Source organism: Halomonas sp. 3D7M, from assembly GCF_014897885.1.
In the GTDB taxonomy this organism is placed as follows: Bacteria; Pseudomonadota; Gammaproteobacteria; order Pseudomonadales; family Halomonadaceae; genus Vreelandella.
In genome coordinates this window covers 1-17,039 of the sequence record NZ_JABUZF010000055.1, presented here as the reverse complement: position 1 = coordinate 17,039, position 17,039 = coordinate 1, and the positions used below count along the sequence as shown (strand labels likewise).

Genomic DNA, 17,039 nt, shown 5'->3' with positions numbered 1-17,039 from the left:
GGAGGTGGCCGCTTTGTTATATGGAGCTAGGGGATAGTGCCAGTCAGCCTTAACTGACAGGCATTACAGCCTAGGCAGGCTTTTTGCTGATTAAGTTTAAGAGGCTAACCTCAGGGCAAAGCCAATAATTAGCGTTCCAAATACCCAGCGTTGCAGTGTTTGCCTTTTTTGATGGCTGGCAAACCAGCGTTGCATCTGCGCTCCCAAGCAGGCATATAGCGCATCGTACAAAAGCCCCACGCCCACTAGCACAGCCCCCAATAGAGTAAATTGAAGCGCAACGTCACCCTGTTGGGTGTGAACGAACTGGGGTAATAACACCGAACAAAACAGCAGCGATTTTGGGTTCAGCAGGTTCGTTAAAAGGCCCCGTCTCCAGGCTAAGTAATGGCTACCGGCGAGCGATGCTTGTGGGTGGTTAGTATCGGTGCGCCGTTTGCTACGAATCAGCTGTACGCCCACCCAAATCAAGTAGGCAGCACCGAGATAACGAACAGCATCAAAAAGCCACGGAGCGGCGACAAATAGGGCGGCCAGGCCCAAACCGGCTAACGCCACATGCAGCCCTCGGGCGATGGCTAGCCCTAGCGCAGTGGCTAGCCCATGCCCGCGGCCCAGCGTACTGCTGGTATGCAGCACCAACAGCATATCCGGACCTGGAATCAGGTAAACAATGGCCAATGCACTAATAAAAAGACCGATTTCCATGGCCGCTCCCTCAAGATTGCACGTAGTGACTTTATAAAGGGCATGGTACCGTTAAAGTGATGAGTGATTTCTTGCCATTTACGCTCATGAAACATCAATTATTGGTATTTTGTGCTAACTAAGAATAGAGAAATACTTGCTTATGCCAAGTGGTCAGTTAGATGCTATCGATCGACGCATTCTTGCGTTGCTACAGGGGGATGCTCGCTTAACCAATGTGGAGCTCGCAGAGAAAGTGAATTTGTCGCCGTCTCCCTGTTTACGCCGAGTGCGACGCTTGGAAGCAAGCGGCATTATTCGTGGCTACCACGCGGAGCTTGATCGTCGAAGCGTCGGGCTGGAGTTAACGGTGTTTGTGGGCATTAAGGTAGAGCGACATCATGAAGAGCAAGCCAATGCTTTCCGAGAAGCAGTGGTTAAACTGTCGGAAGTAGTCACTGCGCATTTGGTGTCTGGTGAATCGGATTTTCTGCTACAGGTGGTAGTGCCTAGCCTAGCAGCTTACGAGGCGTTTTTAACGGGGACGTTGCTGCGCTTACCAGGAGTAAGCGATATTCGCAGCAACTTTGCTATTCAGCCGGTGAAAGAGTATGGCACATTGCCGCTGGATAATAGCGATAAGGCTTAGTCCAGGCGAGAGATGGTGGAGGCATTTAAAAGCATCTTATGTCTCTACATTTCAGTATTAATGCGACGATAGACGGCCGCTAAAAGGCTGTAGAGACCAAACGCAAAGAGCCCCAGTGCGGCCAAGACAAGCAAGCACTGACCAAAGGGCTGGCTTCCGAAAAAGAGTAATAGCATCACGATGGTGGGTGCCTTTCCGGCGCGCCATACTGTGCGTGTGCTGTGCTATTGTTTAGCGTAGGCCAAGTTATCAGGCTATTCGCTATTTTTTGATGATGCGAGCAGAAGATGAGCCATAAGTCTCCAAGTGCTAAGTCTCCACATTCTGGGTCTCCACACTCTGGGTCTCCGCGTGCTGGGGCGCCGCCTGTTTTTTGGCGCGACTCACGTCTGCCTTATGTCGAACTGCGTAAAATCAGTGATGCGAGGCAAGTGTGCTACGCCCCTCATAGCCATGTTCACTGGTCGGTAGGGGCTATTACGTCAGGCAGCAGTACGTTTTTCTATCGGGAATCGACTTACCCCATTAGCGCCGGTGACTTGGTTATGATGAACCCTGACTGGGTGCATGCCTGTAACCCCATCGAGAACGAACCTTGGGCATATTTGATGCTCTATGTGGATGCACAATGGCTAGCGGATTTACGCTATCAAATAGGCACGCTTAGTTCCCCGACCTGGAGTGATATCGATACGGCGGTGGTCTCACAGCCAGCGCTGTATGCTCATTATTGTGAAATGGCGGCTTGTTTATTGGATAAGCAATGCGCTCTCGCTACCAAGCACGCGTCAGTTACCGGGTTTCTTACCGCATTGATGCTGGCATTAGCGCACGAGACAACCGTCTCTAGGCCGCAGCCACCGGATGGCTTGCAGGCTGCGGCTGCCTATTGTGACGTGAATGCGGCTTTTGATGTGTCATTGGAAACGCTATGTCAGTTAACCGGTTATAGCGCTGGTCATCTTATCCGTGCGTTTAAGCAGCACTATGGACTTACCCCCCATGCTTATCTGATTAATCGCCGTGTTCAGCTTGGCCAGCGGGCGCTTAGGCAGGGGGAGTCGATCGTTAATGCGGCTTTATTAGCCGGCTTTAACGACCAACCCCACTTCCAGAGAACATTTAAGCGGTTAGTGGCGGCAACACCCAACCAGTATCGCTATCCGCTACTCAAACAGCAGGAAAATAGCGCTGGCAGCTAGGCCAGCAGCCAGCGTGCGGTTAATGGTAAGCAGAACGAACGGACGGTGAATATAGCGTCTAAGAAAAGCGCCTGCATAAACCCAGCTGGCCAATGACAACCAACAAATGGGTAGGTAGAGAGCAGCGAACAGCCATAACTGGTAGGGGTCATTACTGCTGGTGTAAGCCCCAATACCAGCGGCAGACGCCAGCCACGCCTTAGGGTTTAACCACTGCATCATCGCGCCGGTCATAAAGCCCGGTGGCTTATCTGTACTCTGGCCGCGAACAGCGCCATCATGTTGGCAAAGCTGATAGCTTAAGTAAAGTAAGAAAAGTAGCCCCGCCCAGCGTAATATTTCCTCCAGTAGTGGCACTACGCTTAGCAGTGAGTAGAGCCCCGCGCCAATCGCCAGGAAAAGCACTAGAAACCCCAGGGTCGCACCCGTGACAAAAATAAGCCCTTTGACAATAGGGTAGTGGGTGCCGCTACTCAGGCAAACAAGGTTGACCGGACCTGGGGAAATAGACGCGGCAAGGGCAAATGCTGACATCGGTAACAGTAGTGAAACGCTCATTGTTGTCCTCCTAAACAGAATCAAGAGCTTGCAAGAGCGCGAGAAAAGAGTATTGAACAAAATTGAGATGCCACGATATTGCGCAAGATTCGGGTAGGCCGGATGGCACGGCCTGGTTAAGCTTGTTCTATGTTCAGAGAGCCCTGTGCTTTTCCTCGTTTAGCTCCGGTGAGAACGTCTTTATGAATGACTATGCCCGTATCGAAAAAGCGATGTCCTACATGGTGGCCAATGCCGCTAGCCAGCCAAGTTTGGAAACGGTGGCGGCTCAGGTGCATTTGAGTGCTTACCATTTCCAGCGGCTGTTTTGTCGTTATGCGGGTATCAGCCCTAAGCGTTTTTTACAGGCGTTGACCTTGGAACGAGGCAAACAACTGATCGCATCGTCAGAAAGCCTTACCAATACCGTGCATGCGCTAGGGCTAAGCGGTGGCTCGCGGCTTTATGACCACTTTGTGCAGCTAGAAGCGGTCACGCCGGGTGAATTTAAGCGCCAAGGGGAGGGGGTTGAGATTACCTATGGCGTGCACCCTACACCTTTCGGCGAGATATTGGTGGCGATGACGCCGAGAGGAATTTGTCGGATGGCCTTTGTGGCGTCTACCAGTCAGGAAGCGTTGCTGGCAGAACTCGTAAAACAGTGGCCACGCAGTACGCTATGCCATCGCCCTGATGCCACCGGTTATGCGGTAGAGGCACTGTTTACAACATCTGCAGAAACGACCACAAAAGCGACACCTACCACGCTATCGCTCCACGTGAGCGGTACTAATTTCCAGATTGCGGTATGGCGCGCGCTACTCACTATTCCTGAAGGGCAGTTGGCGAGCTACTCGCAAATTGCCCAGGCACTTGGCATGCCGAAATCCTTTCGAGCCGTCGGAAATGCGGTGGGCGCTAACCCTATTGCACTGTTGATTCCTTGCCATCGAGTGATTCAGCAAAGTGGTGCGCTAGGCGGCTATCGCTGGGGGATTAAAACCAAACAACAGGTCCAGGCCTGGGAAGCGGCACAGCATTCTCCTCAGCTTGAGCCGCATTAGCCCTGACTTAGTGTCCAAATACCGACCAGCCGGTTTCTTGGGCAAACATTTCCAGGGCACGAGTGCCCAGTAGGCTATTGCCGTATTTATCCAACCCCGGTGACCATACGGCAAGCGAACCACGCCCAGGTGCAATAGCCAAAATTCCACCGCCAACGCCACTTTTGCCGGGCAGGCCAACGCGGAAAGCAAACTCACCCGACGCATCGTAGTGGCCGCACATCATCATCAATGAATTAATCCGTCGCGCTCGTTGGGGCGATACCACGCGTAAATCACTTGGCTGATTGACACCGTCCGATGCCAAAAACAGCCCGGCGTGAGCAAGCTGTTCGCAACTCATGGCAATTGCGCACTGGTGAAAGTAGGTGCCGAGCACTTTATCGACGTCATGGCGCAGGCGACCAAACGCTTTCATAAAATGAGCCAGAGAAGCGTTGCGGTCTTTGTGCTGCATTTCGGAAGCCGCTACCTGATGGTCAAAACAGATACTGTTATCGTCGGCGATATAGCGCACAAAGCTAAGAATTTCCGCCAGTGTCTCTTTAGGCTCGTGACCCATCATGATGGCATCAACAATCGCAATCGCCCCAGCATTAATAAACGGATTGCGCGGTTTACCGCTTTCATGCTCAAGCTGCACGATAGAGTTGAACGGGTCGCCAGAAGGCTCACGCCCGACCCGCGACCACAATCCATCACCCCATTTGCCCAACGCAATGGTTAGCGTAAAAACTTTGGAAATGCTCTGGATTGAGAACGGTGTAGTGGCGCAGCCCGCAGAAAAGCGTTGGCCGTCTACCGTAGCTAAGCTGATAGCGAATTGGCTGGGGTCCACATGGGCAAGCTGGGGAATATAGTCAGCGACATTTCCCCGCTCGGTTTCAAGGGCAAGCTCGGCGGCAATCTTATTGAGTAACTCTTGCATGTAATACGAATTCGTTTGGCAGCGTGAGGCGCTACCCTAGCGGAAATTAGCAGGCTTGTCTGCTGGCAGTTGATACCGAAATGCCATGGCCTATGCACGTTGTTGAGAGGTCTTGTCCGTTGCTAACTATCTGTTCGGCGGCTACAGTTCGGCTACTTTCAGCAAGGGCCGACGGGCATGACCACATTAATGATTCAGGGAACTACCTCGGATGCGGGCAAAAGCACGGTGGTTGCTGGGCTTTGTCGCGTGTTAAAGCGCCGTGGTATTTCAGTCGCGCCATTTAAACCGCAGAACATGGCACTGAATAGCGCCGTGACCAGTGATGGCGGTGAGATTGGCCGCTCCACTGCGTTACAGGCGCAGGCGGCGGGTGTGGTTCCCCATAGTGATATGAATCCGGTGCTATTAAAGCCGGAGACAGATCGCGGAGCCCAAGTGATTTTACGCGGTAAAGTGCATGGCCATATGGATGCACTGGATTACCACGCGTTTAAGCGCACGGCGAAAGAGAGCGTCATGGCGGCATGGCAGGCCTTGGAAAGCCGCTTTGATGTGATCATTGCCGAAGGCGCGGGCAGTCCGGCGGAAATCAATCTGCGTAAAGGCGATATCGCTAATATGGGCTTTGCCGAAGCTGCCGACTGTCCGGTTTTGTTAGTAGGCGATATTGACCGCGGCGGTGTGTTTGCTCAGCTAGTAGGAACGCTGGCGCTATTAAGCGACAGCGAGCAGGCACGCACGAAAGGATTTATTATTAACCGCTTCCGGGGCGATATTGCCCTTTTAGAGCCGGGGCTTGAGTGGTTAGAGGCCTATACTGGCAAGCCAGTTCTGGGCACCTTACCTTACTTGCAGGGCCTACTGCTGGATGCTGAAGATAGCATTGGTCGGGTTCACGCTGAGAAAGCCAATCACACCCTTAAGGTGATTGTTCCCGCGCTGCCGCGTATCAGCAATCATACGGATTTTGATCCGCTGCGCTTACACCCTCAGGTATCGCTTACCTTTGTAGGGCCAGATCAACCGATTCCACCTGCTGATGTAATAATACTGCCGGGGAGCAAAAGCACCGCCAGTGATTTAGCCTGGCTAACACGCCAGGGTTGGAGAGACGCGATTGTTCGCCATTTGCGCTACGGCGGCAAGGTGCTGGGGATTTGCGGTGGTTTTCAAATGCTGGGTGAGTGGATAGATGACCCGGACGGCTTGGAAGGCGCGCCCGGGAAGGTAGCAGGCTTGGGGTTGTTGCAGGTATCCACGAGAATGGTCGCGGGCAAGCAGCTGCGCAATGTCAGCGGCGTTATGGTCGGGCAAGAAGCGGCTGTGACGGGCTACGAAATTCACAATGGTGTGAGCAACGGGGCTGCACTCAATCGGCCGCTGTTTAATTTAGGTAGCCACGTGGATGGCGCTATCAGTATCGATAACCAAGTGATGGGCACTTACTTGCATGGGTTGTTTGATCACCCTGAAGCCTGCCAAGCGTTGCTTACTACGTTAGGGCTAGCAAGTGCGGCACCCGTCGATTATCGCGCCCACCGCGAGCAAGCGCTTGATCGATTGGCTGATACGCTGGAAGCGCACTTGGATATTGATGCGGTGTTGGCGATGCTAAGGGCGCATTAAGCGCCCAGAATGCTGAGTGTTTATTCTTGCGGTGGGCGCTTTGCCATCAAAGTAATCTCGACGGTGCTGCCCCCGCAAATGTTTGGTGACTCGGTGCAGGTGCGTGCTGGGTAGCGGCCCGGTTCAAAAAACTCCGCGTAGATACTGTCTAATGCATTGATCTGCCTTAAGTCAGCAAGATGAATGTCGACTCTAACAATATCCGCCAGGCTGCCTCCCTGTTGTTTTAGCATGCGTTCAAGTTCGCGCATGACGAGGCGTGTTTCTTCTTTGACATCTCCACGGGTGGCTTTGCCGTTAGAAAGATCCGTAACCGTCAGCCCTGAAATAAACACATAGTGGTCATCGATAACCATGTGACTACCAGGGAAACTCGGTTTGGGTAACGTGGGATCGTCGATATACTGTGGCATTGGCTCTCCTTAGCGACAAATAAGCGAGTCGCGATGGGTGCGACTCTGCCACTAGCGTGTAGTTCCTTTGGGGCAGAGGGTGGTGCTGGCGAAAGCTTTGCTCTAGGCTGGCCAACTTTTAAGGTTTTCCCGTTGTTGATGTGATTTTAAATTCTCATGAGAGAGCGTAATGAAGGTAGTTCATATTAGTCAGAGCGCCCCGCGTAATGCGTGTTTGGCAACCTTGTGTGCCAAGGTATACGGCCAGCAAGCTGGGTTAACGCCGCTGGTAATTTTTACCGGCACGAAAAACGTGCTGTTTGACCAAGAGGCAGCCCGTCTGTTGGCGGGTGTCGATGGCGATGGTAAACCCCTGGCGCTAGCATTGCTGGTGTTGGATGAGGCTGGCGAGGGGATGACGGTAACCCACGCTTGCGAGTTTGTTGATGGTGCTAAAGCGCGTCTAATCAGCGAGTTAAGCCTCAAAGCCCCGCTGCGCGTTGAGGTAAGTGATGCCACCCAAGAAGCGTTCTATCAGCAGTGCGGGTTTAAGCGCTGGTTTGATGGCGAGAAGGGGCAACGCATTGGTTTAGGCGCCCGCCATCCTGCTAAGCATAGTAATGACCTGACGCCCACCTTGACCCTTGATGAAGCGCTAATACTGCGCCGATTTAAGCATGATCCTGCTGCATTTACTGAGGCCAAAGAGGCTTTTTTGTCAGGTTTAAACAACTTTCCGGCCACGCTGTAGGCTAAAAAACAACGAATCGTTCCATTTTATGCAACGAACTTGCACGCTGGTGTCATGATGTCGTCCACTTTCCTGGGTAAAATAGCGACAATATTTATCTTATATAAGAAGGGGAACCGATATGGCGCTGGCAATAATGGATACTAATATCCGCTATGGTGTCGTCAGTAAGGCGCTGCACTGGGGGATGGCACTGCTGTTTGTATGGCAGTTTTTGAGTGCCGGCGCGCATTTACTGTTGTCGGATACGCCCGTGGAAGAGTTTTTATGGGGTACTCACTACACCGTCGGAGTGTTGCTGCTGACGCTTGTAGTGATAAGAGCAGTTTGGTCACTACTTAATGCCTCCCGTCGCCCGCCATCGGTCAGTGTGATGGCAAAGCTAGGCCATCTGGCGCTCTACGGCTTGATGATTGCAGTGCCTACGATTGCACTGATTCGCCAGTATGGTTCCGGTCGTGCGCTGGATGTGTTGGGGGTTAACTTAATGTCGGGCTTTGACGGCGAGGAAATCACGTGGATGACAGAGCTCGGCGGCTTATTACACGGTGAGCTTGGTTGGACGCTACTGGCGTTGATTGTGGGCCATGTCGTGATGGCGATCTTGCATCGTAAATTAACCAATCACGATGTCCTATCGCGTATGTCCTAGCAAGAATCTGTTAGATGATTAAGTTTGTAAAAAGCGGCGCGTTCCATTGGACGCGCCGCTTTTGTTTAGAAGGCATGATGCCGCTACATAAGTAGCGCTACTTAGCTAACTCGCGCATTGCTGTTTCCAGTCCTTCCATGGTCATGGGATACATGCGGTCATCGATAACGTCACGAATTAACTGGGTCGAATAGGTGTACTCCCAGGCACGGGGTGGCATGGGGTTTAACCACGCCAAGCGTGGAAACGTATCAGCCAAGCGTTTTAGCCACACGCCGCCAGGTTCATCATTGAAGTGTTCCACGCTGCCACCCGAGTGAGTGACTTCGTAAGGTGACATGGCGGCATCACCGACAATCACCACCTGATAGTCCGCGCCGTAGGTGTGTAACACATCCATGGTTGGGATGCGCTCGTTCCCCCGACGCATATTGTTACGCCAAACCCCTTCGTAGAGGCAGTTGTGGAAGTAATAATGTTCCAAGTGTTTGAATTCGGAACGTGCCGCTGAGAATAACTCTTCGCAGACGCGAATATGATCATCCATCGACCCGCCGACATCTAAAAACAGCAGTACTTTAACCGCATTATGACGTTCGGGGCGCATTTGAATATTGAGTAACCCCGCATCCCGTGCGGTTTCGCGGATGGTGCTGTCTACATCAAACTCGTCCAGCGCTCCTTGGCGGGCAAACTTGCGCAGCCGCCGTAAGGCCATTTTGATATTGCGGGTGCCCAGTTCAAGCGAGTCATCGTAATCGCGAAAACGCCGCTCGTCCCAAACTTTGGTAGCGCGGCGGTGGCGCGAACCATCCTGGCCAATACGTATGCCTTCGGGGTTGTAACCATACGCCCCAAAGGGGCTGGTGCCACCCGTGCCAATCCACTTGTTGCCGCCCGCATGGCGCTCTTTTTGCTCTTCCAGGCGCTTTTTAAAGGTCTCAATCAGCTCTTCAAGACCACCTAACGACTCAATTTTGGCTTTCTCTTCGTCGCTGAGCTGCTTTTCAAATTCGCGCCGTAGCCACTCATCGGGAACGAGCGCCTCGATTGCCGAATCCATATCTTCAAGGCCTTTAAACCAGGCGGTAAAGGCGCGATCAAAGCGGTCAAAGTAGCGCTCATCTTTGACCATGACAGTACGCGCCACTTGATAAAACGCTTCCATATCGGCAAATACGACGCCACGTTCGACCACCGCGTGCAGGTCGAGCAATTCGCGCAGAGAAACGGGCACACCGGCACGTTTGAGGGCATCAAACAGACCAATAAACATGGCTTAGCGCCCCGTACTCTTTTGGCGACGCATCATAAACGCCAGGCGTTCTAGTAGGTGAGTGTCCTGCTCGTTTTTAACCAGCGCGCCTGCCATCGGCGGCAGAGCTTTGGCCGGGTCGCGGTGATACAGCGCTTCCTGGGCCAGTTCGTCGGCCATTAGCAGCTTGAGCCAATCCACCAGCTCTGAGGTAGAGGGCTTCTTCTTGAGTCCTGGGGCGTTGCGCAGATCGAAAAACACTTCCAAGGCTTCGCCGACCAGCTTGGGAGCGATATCCGGGAAGTGAACATCCACAATCGCCTGCATGGTCTCGCGGTCGGGGAATTCGATGTAATGGAAAAAGCAGCGACGTAGGAAAGCGTCGGGCAGCTCTTTTTCATTATTTGAGGTGATCACGATAATTGGGCGTTGTTCGGCGCGAATGGTCTCACCGGTTTCATAAACATGAAACTCCATACGATCCAGCTCTTGCAGCAGGTCGTTGGGAAACTCGATATCCGCTTTGTCGATTTCATCAATCAGCAGCACCACACGCTCGCCCGCGGTGAAAGCTTCCCACAGCTTGCCGGGCTTGATGTAGTTACCGACATTTTCCACCCCTTCAACGCCCAACTGGGAATCGCGTAGGCGGCTGACGGCATCATACTCATAAAGCCCCTGGGCGGCTTTGGTGCTGGACTTGATATGCCAAGTAATCAGCTTAGTGCCCAGGGATTCGGCGAGTTCCTCGGCCAGCAGCGTTTTGCCGGTACCGGGTTCACCTTTGATGAGTAGTGGACGCTGCAGCACAACCGCGGCATTGACTGCCTGTTTGAGTGCATCAGTTGCAATGTAAGAAGAGGTTGAATCAAACGCCATGGGGAGTGCCTCGGCTTGTCGAAACGAGTTGTTTAAAAATAGATTCAAACAAGTGTACGTGAGGGTAAACCCCAAGGCCAACTAGTCGATAGCGCGATTGGCTTTCAGCCCTGCCAGTTGGGGGGCACTATTCCCTGGCGCTGCATTTGCCGATATACCGTGGGACGCGAAACGCCTAGCTCACGGGCAACCGCGCTGATATTCCAGTGATGTTGCTTGAGTAGGTGGATAAGCGAACCTGAAAGGGCTTCGCTGGCGTTCGTTTCAAGTTGGGCCGACGCGTTGCGGGTAATTCGCTGGCTAAGGCACTGTTCTGGCAGATCGTGAACGGTGATTTCGTCACTTTCTGAGGTGGCTAGGGCAAAGGCGAGGGCATTTTTGAGCTGACGAATATTGCCGGGCCATGAATACGCGAGTAGCGCACTGATTGCATCTGCGCGTAGGCGTGGCGATATTTGCGTGGCGCGTTCGGCGGCGACGTCTTCAAACACGCGGCGAATAACAAACAGTTTATCGGCGCGTTCGCGTAGCGCTGGCAGTCGAAGCTGAGCACCGTTGAGCCGGTAATAGAGGTCTTCGCGGAATTCTCCTTGCTGGATCATTTCTTCGATATGGCGATGGGTGGCCGTAATAACACGAATATCGATTTTAACTGGCGTGTTAGCCCCCAGCGGCATCACTTCCCGTTCGGCCAGCACGCGCAACAGTCGGGTTTGCAGCGCTAACGGCATATCACCGATTTCGTCTAAAAACAGCGTGCCTCCATGGGCCTGTGGAATAAGCCCGCGCATCCCTTTTGAGCGGCCGCCGGTAAAGGCGCCAGGTTCGTAGCCAAACAGTTCGCTTTCGATCAGTGACTCGGGAATGGCCGCACAGTTGACGGCAATAAACGGTTGTTTGGCGCGGTTGCCGCTTTCGTGCAGCGCCCGTGCAACCACCTCTTTACCGGTGCCGGTTTCGCCGCTAATCAGCACGTTCACGTTAGCTTCATTACGCAAGCGGTCGGCCAATTTTTGTACTTTGCGCATCGCAGGGTCGTCGGCACCCAGCCGAGCTAAGGGTTCGGGCAGTTCAGAAGCAGACGGTGTTGTCCGTTGCACCATGCGGGGGCGGCGGGGTTCTAGCAGACTAATAAAGTGGATGGTGTTGCTGGCGCGAGCGCGGAAGGCACGCAATTGATCATCAGTACCGCTATTAATACTGAGTATATCGGCGATCTCACACTCGAATAGTTCACCCAGCATAGGGGTGTGATTTGCCGACCAAGGTGGCCAGCGGTGCTGGTGTTCGGCGATTAGCTCGCGGCCTACAGCGTTGGCAGCGATGACCTGTCCATTCTCTTCAATGGCGATTAAACCACGTCCGTTGACGTGGACAAATTCCCGCGATGTATCTAGACGCACCATCAGGCAGTCGCGGTAGCGTTGCAGAAAATAGGCATCCTCAATCATGCGCGCATAAAGCGTTACCAGCGATAGGCTGAAATTCTGGCTTTCGTGTTGCGTAGGCGATTGCAGCGCGGAGATATCTAACACGGCCATCACATTACCCTGAGGGTCAGCAATAGGAGCGGCGGTGCAGGTCAGCGAGATATGGGAAGCATCGAAGTGTTCTTGGCGGTGGCAGATAATGGCCTGGCGATCATGCAAGCAGGTACCGACAGCGCAGGTGCCTGCAAAGCGTTCATCCCAGTCAGCCCCCAGGTAGAGGCCTGCTTTGCGTAATTGCTGGTCCTGGTTGGGGTCGCCGCGAAACTCAACGGTAATGCCGCGGTGGTCGGTGACGAGTAGTACGTAGCCAAGCTGCGCTATTTGCCCATAAAGCTGATCGACACCGGCGCGGGCGACATGCAGTAACTCATCAACAGACTCGCGGTGCTCAATCAATGTTTGCTGCGGCACGACCCGTGCTGGGCGTGGATGAGTGGGGTCTAGCTGATACTCGTTCAGGCAGCGCAGCCAGGAGCGACGAATGGGGGCCTGCGCAGGCAAGCTGGGGGTATCTAGCCCTTCACCGAGCTGAAAAATATGCTCGATATGTCGACGTTGTTCAGATTGAAGCCGTGTAGGTGCAAGCGTGGAATGCAGCATGGCGTTACTCGTTGGGCGCTGTCGTTATTGTTCTTTCAGCCTATGCGCTTTACCCCCAGAGTCAACGTGGTCTGCTTACGCCGTTAGTCGTGCGTTACACCTGTAACGTCAAGCTGTAAACGGCGTGACAGGTGTACATGGCTCTCTATTGGTTACTCAGTAGGTGATAAGGCTAGGCGAGGGCGCTGTAAACCCTTCCCTGGGCGCTACTTTTGCCATCCATGGCAAAAGACCCTCGCTACGCCTTATCACTGCCTTGTATCTCATTAATGCTGTATTTTTTGTTTATTTTTCAGCTTGTTGATGTGCTTTTTGGGTTGTTTGGCACGGTAGCTGCTTAGGGTTGTGTGCATCACAGTTAACTCAACAATAACAAATGCACATGGAGTACCCGCTATGTCAAAGATAACGGCACAAGTCCAGCAATCCCCCACGGAGACTGTTCAAGCGTGGCTGCACGATTTCGATACTGCCCTTCAAACCCAGGATATTGAGCGAGTACTGTCTCTGTTTGGAGACGAGTGCTACTGGCGTGACTTTCTTACGTTTACCTGGAATTTAAAAACCTGCGAAGGCAAAGATGAAATTCAGGCCATGCTCAATGCCACGCTCAATAACGCACAGCCTACGGACTGGCAGTTAGACGGCGAGGCCACTGAAAACGGCGACATCTACGATGCGTGGTTTACTTTCAATACGGCGGTTGCCCGTGGAAAAGGCTATTTGCGCCTAAAAGAAGGCAAGTGCTGGACGTTGTTAACCACCATGCAAGCACTGAACGACTACCCCGAGCAGTGCAATCACCATCGCCCCAAAGGGGCTGAGCACGGTGCCAATAAGCAGCGTGAAACGTGGTTGGAGTCACGGCAGCGTGAAGAAGCGGAGCTGGGCTACACCCAGCAGCCTTACTGCGTGATTATTGGCGGTGGCCAGGGCGGTATTGGCTTAGGCGCACGGTTAAGGCAACTGGGTGTGCCAACAATCATCATTGAGCGAAACGAGCGCGCGGGAGACTCCTGGCGTAAGCGCTATAAGTCACTCTGCTTGCACGATCCAGTGTGGTACGACCACCTTCCCTATATCCCTTTCCCAGATAACTGGCCTGTATTCGCCCCGAAAGACAAAGTGGGCGATTGGCTGGAAATGTACACAAAAGTGATGGAGCTCAATTATTGGAGTTCCACCGAGTGTCAGAATGCTAGCTACGATGAGGCCGCAGGGGAGTGGGTGGTTAAGGTTAAGCGCAACGGCGAAGAGATCACGCTACGGCCCAAGCAGTTGGTAATGGCTACCGGTATGTCTGGGATGCCGAATGTGCCTAAATTCCCAGGGGCAGAAAACTTTGCAGGCGAGCAGCAGCACTCTAGCCAACACCCCGGGCCGGATGCCTATAAAGGTAAGAAATGCGTCATCGTGGGCTCTAATAACTCGGCCCATGACATTGCCGCCGCACTATGGGAGCACGATGCTGATGTCACCATGCTGCAGCGCTCATCTACCCATATTGTGAAGTCAGACTCACTGATGGAAGAGGTGTTAGGGCCGCTTTATTCGGAAGAGGCTGTGGCGAATGGGTTAACCCATGAAAAAGCCGATCTAGTGTTTGCCTCGATTCCGTACAAAGTATTACCGGATTTTCAGCGCCCCGCTTTTGAAGCGATTAAAAAGCGTGACGCCGAGTTTTACCAAAAGCTTGAGAGCGCAGGCTTTATGCTCGATTTCGGCGACGATGAATCGGGGCTGTTTTTGAAGTATTTGCGTCGCGGTTCGGGATATTACATCGATGTAGGCGCTTGTGACTTGGTGGCCAGTGGCGACATCAAACTGCGCAGCGGCGTGGGCATTGAGCGTATTAACCCACACTCCATCACACTGACTGATGGCAGCGAGCTTGATGCTGACTTGATCGTTTATGCCACTGGCTATGGCTCGATGAATGGTTGGGCGGCGCGGCTTATTTCTCAAGAAGTGGCCGATAAAGTCGGCAAGTGTTGGGGGCTAGGTTCCGACACCACCAAAGACCCCGGCCCATGGGAAGGAGAGCTGCGCAATATGTGGAAGCCCACTCAGCAAGAGGCACTGTGGTTCCATGGCGGCAACCTACACCAGTCGCGGCACTACTCACGTTATTTGGCGCTGCAGTTAAAAGCACGTATGGAAGGGCTAGATACCCCTGTCTATGGCCTGCAGCCAGTTCATCACTTGGGCTGAGCGTTTATGCGAGTCGGTATACCGGCTCGGTTCAATTAATTAAAGAGGAGAGACGCTCATGCAATTGAATGGAAAGACTGCATTAGTCACTGGCGGAGGGCGTGGCATAGGCCAGGGCATTGCTCTGGCACTGGCAAAAGCTGGTGCGGATGTGGCCGTCGCCGACTTGGATATCGAAATTGCAGAAGAAACGGCTGCTAAGGTCGAAGCGCTTGGCCGTCGTAGTATTGCGCTACAGGTCGATGTTTCGTCCTCCGAATCGGTGCATATGCTGGTACAGGCGGTGCAAGAATATTTCGGACAACTAGATATTGCTGTCAATAACGCAGGAATTATCAGTATTCATTCGGTTGAGGAGCTGTCTGCGCAGGAGTGGGATCGTGTTATGGCGGTCAATGCTAAAGGTACATTTCTGTGTACACAGGCTGAGTTAGAAGTCATGCGGCCACGCCGATATGGGCGGATAGTTAACGTCTCTTCCATCGCTGGCAAGGTTGGGTTTCCTAATCTTTCCCATTATTCCGCTTCTAAGTTTGCGGTCATTGGCTTTACCAATGCTGTCGCTAAGGAAGTCGCATCCGATGGCGTGACAGTGAATGCGCTATGCCCTGGGGTCGTCGGCACTGGTATGTGGCGGGGAGAAGATGGTCTTGCTGGGAGGTGGCGCGAAGAGGGGGAAACTGAGCAGGCCTCCTGGGAGAGACATCAAAAAACCTTACTGCCTCAGGGCGAAGCGCAAACGCCCGATGATATGGGGCAGCTGGTGGTCTATCTGGCTTGCGCCGAACACGTAACTGGACAAGCCATTGCAGTGGATGGGGGATTCTCTCTGTGACCTATAGCAAAGACGAAAAGAGCACTATGCAGGCAGCGGTTTGGTATGCAGCGAAAGATCTGCGTGTTGAGCAAATGCCGATACCAACGATTAACGGCCCTCATGAGGTAAAAGTTAAGGTGGCGGCGTGTGGTATTTGTGGTAGTGATTTGCACGAATACGCCGCTGGGCCGATTTTTATTCCGGTCGATAAGCCGCACCCAATTAGCGGTGAGCAAGCACCGATTATCATGGGCCACGAATTCGCCGGCGAAGTGGTTGAGGTAGGCGACAAAGTAACACGGGTGAAAGTAGGGGATCGCGTCGCTATCGAGCCGATTCTTTCACCTAATCAGAACGGCGCTTATCAGATGGAGCGCTATAACCTCACGCCGCTATTGGGTTTCCATGGCCTTTCTGGTGGCGGCGGTGGCTTCTCGGAGTTCACCGTGATGGGGGAGCATATGGTGCATAAACTGCCGGATGACCTCAGCTTCGAGCAAGGGGCACTGGTAGAGCCAGCGGCGGTTGCTTTGCATGCCGTTCGTCAAAGTAGTTTGAAGGCAGGGGATAGCGCAGCAGTATTTGGTGCGGGCCCGATTGGCTTAATGACCATCGAGGCACTAAAAGCGGCAGGTGCCGCTCAAATTTACGCCGTCGAGGTAGCACCTTCACGTAAAGCGAAGGCCGAAGCGCTTGGCGCTATCGTGGTGGACCCGCAGCAAGAAGATGCTGTGGCTAAGCTAAAAATGTTGAGCAACGGTGGCGTTGACGTAGCGTTCGAAGTGACCGGGATTCCGGCCGTACTGAATCAGTCCTTGCACAGCACTCATGAAGGCGGAGAAGTGATCGTGGTCAGTATTTGGGAAGGAGAGGCCAGTTTCCATCCCAACGATCTAGTCATTAAAGAGCGTACCATGAAGGGCATTATTGCCTATCGCCATGTTTATCCGGCGGTAATGGCACTCATGCAGCGAGGCTATTTCCGCGCTGAAGATATGGTAACCCAACGCATCCCGCTAGCAGATATTGTTGAAGAGGGATTCGAGGCGCTGTTGAGTGATAAAGCGCAGGTGAAAATAATCGTCACGCCGTAGCGCTATACGGGCATCGACCAAAGGCCATCCTATGATGGCCTTTTTTACACCTTTGGCGCATCGCGCTTATTGAAGTGGGAGGGGACCCGATCCATACTTCGATAACGTGATCGCTAAAATACACAGCACTAGACTAGACTGCCAGTCAGTTAAGGCTTACTGGCATTATCCCCAAGCCCCATATAACAAAGCGGCCACCTCC

Annotated in this window: 17 protein-coding genes; 9 read left to right on the top strand and 8 right to left on the bottom strand. The window is 53.1% G+C overall.

The features are described 5' to 3' along the window. Positions 1 to 96: 96 nt before the first annotated feature. Positions 97 to 708 carry a LysE family translocator gene (locus tag INT22_RS01660; RefSeq protein WP_193067570.1) on the bottom strand — a complete coding sequence of 204 codons (612 nt, stop codon included), beginning with the start codon at positions 706 to 708 and terminating at the stop codon, positions 97 to 99. Positions 709 to 850: 142 nt separating this feature from the next. Here INT22_RS01660 and INT22_RS01655 point away from each other — a divergent pair, with 142 nt between their 5' ends. Further along, the gene (locus INT22_RS01655; protein ID WP_193067573.1) at positions 851 to 1,336 is read left to right on the top strand and encodes an Lrp/AsnC family transcriptional regulator; all 486 of its coding nucleotides are present in this window, start codon (positions 851 to 853) and stop codon (positions 1,334 to 1,336) included. Between the two features lie 44 nt (positions 1,337 to 1,380). On the opposite strand, the gene INT22_RS01650 is transcribed toward INT22_RS01655, so the two are convergent. Next, a complete protein-coding gene (locus INT22_RS01650; protein ID WP_226912334.1) occupies positions 1,381 to 1,512 on the bottom strand; it encodes a DUF1206 domain-containing protein in 132 nt (43 codons plus the stop codon). Positions 1,513 to 1,623: 111 nt separating this feature from the next. Between INT22_RS01650 and INT22_RS01645 the strand changes: the two genes are divergently transcribed. Next, entirely contained in the window at positions 1,624 to 2,538 is a 915-nt protein-coding gene (locus tag INT22_RS01645; protein WP_226912333.1) for an AraC family transcriptional regulator, read from the top strand. Here the strand turns inward: INT22_RS01645 and INT22_RS01640 are convergent. After that, positions 2,503 to 3,096 (bottom strand): LysE family translocator, encoded by a 594-nt coding sequence (locus tag INT22_RS01640; protein WP_193067569.1) that lies wholly within the window; start codon positions 3,094 to 3,096, stop codon positions 2,503 to 2,505. The two genes, INT22_RS01645 and INT22_RS01640, sit on opposite strands and share 36 nt — an antisense overlap. Positions 3,097 to 3,278: 182 nt before the next feature. Between INT22_RS01640 and INT22_RS01635 the strand changes: the two genes are divergently transcribed. Next, positions 3,279 to 4,139 carry a bifunctional transcriptional activator/DNA repair enzyme AdaA gene (locus INT22_RS01635; protein WP_193067568.1) on the top strand — a complete coding sequence of 287 codons (861 nt, stop codon included), beginning with the start codon at positions 3,279 to 3,281 and terminating at the stop codon, positions 4,137 to 4,139. A gap of 7 nt (positions 4,140 to 4,146) precedes the next feature. Here the strand turns inward: INT22_RS01635 and INT22_RS01630 are convergent, their stop codons facing one another. Next, positions 4,147 to 5,067: a glutaminase gene (locus tag INT22_RS01630; protein ID WP_193067567.1), complete on the bottom strand. Its 921-nt coding sequence runs from the start codon at positions 5,065 to 5,067 to the stop codon at positions 4,147 to 4,149. Positions 5,068 to 5,244: 177 nt separating this feature from the next. On the opposite strand from INT22_RS01630, the gene INT22_RS01625 reads away from it, so the two are divergent. Continuing rightward, a complete protein-coding gene (locus tag INT22_RS01625) occupies positions 5,245 to 6,696 on the top strand; it encodes a cobyric acid synthase (protein WP_193067566.1) in 1,452 nt (483 codons plus the stop codon). A 20-nt stretch (positions 6,697 to 6,716) separates the two neighbouring features. Here INT22_RS01625 and INT22_RS01620 read toward each other — a convergent pair whose 3' ends face one another. Next, positions 6,717 to 7,109 (bottom strand): RidA family protein, encoded by a 393-nt coding sequence (locus tag INT22_RS01620; RefSeq protein ID WP_193067565.1) that lies wholly within the window; start codon positions 7,107 to 7,109, stop codon positions 6,717 to 6,719. Positions 7,110 to 7,278: 169 nt separating this feature from the next. Here INT22_RS01620 and INT22_RS01615 point away from each other — a divergent pair, with 169 nt between their 5' ends. Further along, entirely contained in the window at positions 7,279 to 7,839 is a 561-nt protein-coding gene (locus tag INT22_RS01615) for a hypothetical protein (protein ID WP_193067564.1), read from the top strand. A 121-nt stretch (positions 7,840 to 7,960) separates the two neighbouring features. Further along, on the top strand, positions 7,961 to 8,491 hold the full coding sequence (locus tag INT22_RS01610; RefSeq protein ID WP_193067563.1) for a cytochrome b: 531 nt from the start codon (positions 7,961 to 7,963) through the stop codon (positions 8,489 to 8,491). Positions 8,492 to 8,588: 97 nt separating this feature from the next. On the opposite strand, the gene INT22_RS01605 is transcribed toward INT22_RS01610, so the two are convergent. From INT22_RS01605 to INT22_RS01595, 3 genes are all read right to left on the bottom strand, one after another. Continuing rightward, a complete protein-coding gene (locus INT22_RS01605) occupies positions 8,589 to 9,767 on the bottom strand; it encodes a vWA domain-containing protein (RefSeq protein WP_193067562.1) in 1,179 nt (392 codons plus the stop codon). A gap of 3 nt (positions 9,768 to 9,770) precedes the next feature. Next, on the bottom strand, positions 9,771 to 10,625 hold the full coding sequence (locus tag INT22_RS01600; protein WP_030069180.1) for an AAA family ATPase: 855 nt from the start codon (positions 10,623 to 10,625) through the stop codon (positions 9,771 to 9,773). A gap of 104 nt (positions 10,626 to 10,729) precedes the next feature. Further along, positions 10,730 to 12,715, bottom strand: a complete 1,986-nt coding sequence (locus tag INT22_RS01595) for a sigma-54-dependent Fis family transcriptional regulator (protein WP_193067561.1) — start codon at positions 12,713 to 12,715, stop codon at positions 10,730 to 10,732. 396 nt (positions 12,716 to 13,111) lie between these two features. On the opposite strand from INT22_RS01595, the gene INT22_RS01590 reads away from it, so the two are divergent. The 3 genes from INT22_RS01590 to INT22_RS01580 are packed head-to-tail and all read left to right on the top strand — an operon-like array spanning position 13,112 to position 16,837. Continuing rightward, positions 13,112 to 14,926 (top strand): NAD(P)/FAD-dependent oxidoreductase, encoded by a 1,815-nt coding sequence (locus INT22_RS01590; RefSeq protein ID WP_193067560.1) that lies wholly within the window; start codon positions 13,112 to 13,114, stop codon positions 14,924 to 14,926. Between the two features lie 58 nt (positions 14,927 to 14,984). Further along, on the top strand, positions 14,985 to 15,761 hold the full coding sequence (locus INT22_RS01585; RefSeq protein ID WP_193067559.1) for an SDR family NAD(P)-dependent oxidoreductase: 777 nt from the start codon (positions 14,985 to 14,987) through the stop codon (positions 15,759 to 15,761). 26 nt (positions 15,762 to 15,787) lie between these two features. Further along, on the top strand, positions 15,788 to 16,837 hold the full coding sequence (locus INT22_RS01580; protein WP_193067571.1) for a 2,3-butanediol dehydrogenase: 1,050 nt from the start codon (positions 15,788 to 15,790) through the stop codon (positions 16,835 to 16,837). Positions 16,838 to 17,039 lie beyond the last annotated feature (202 nt).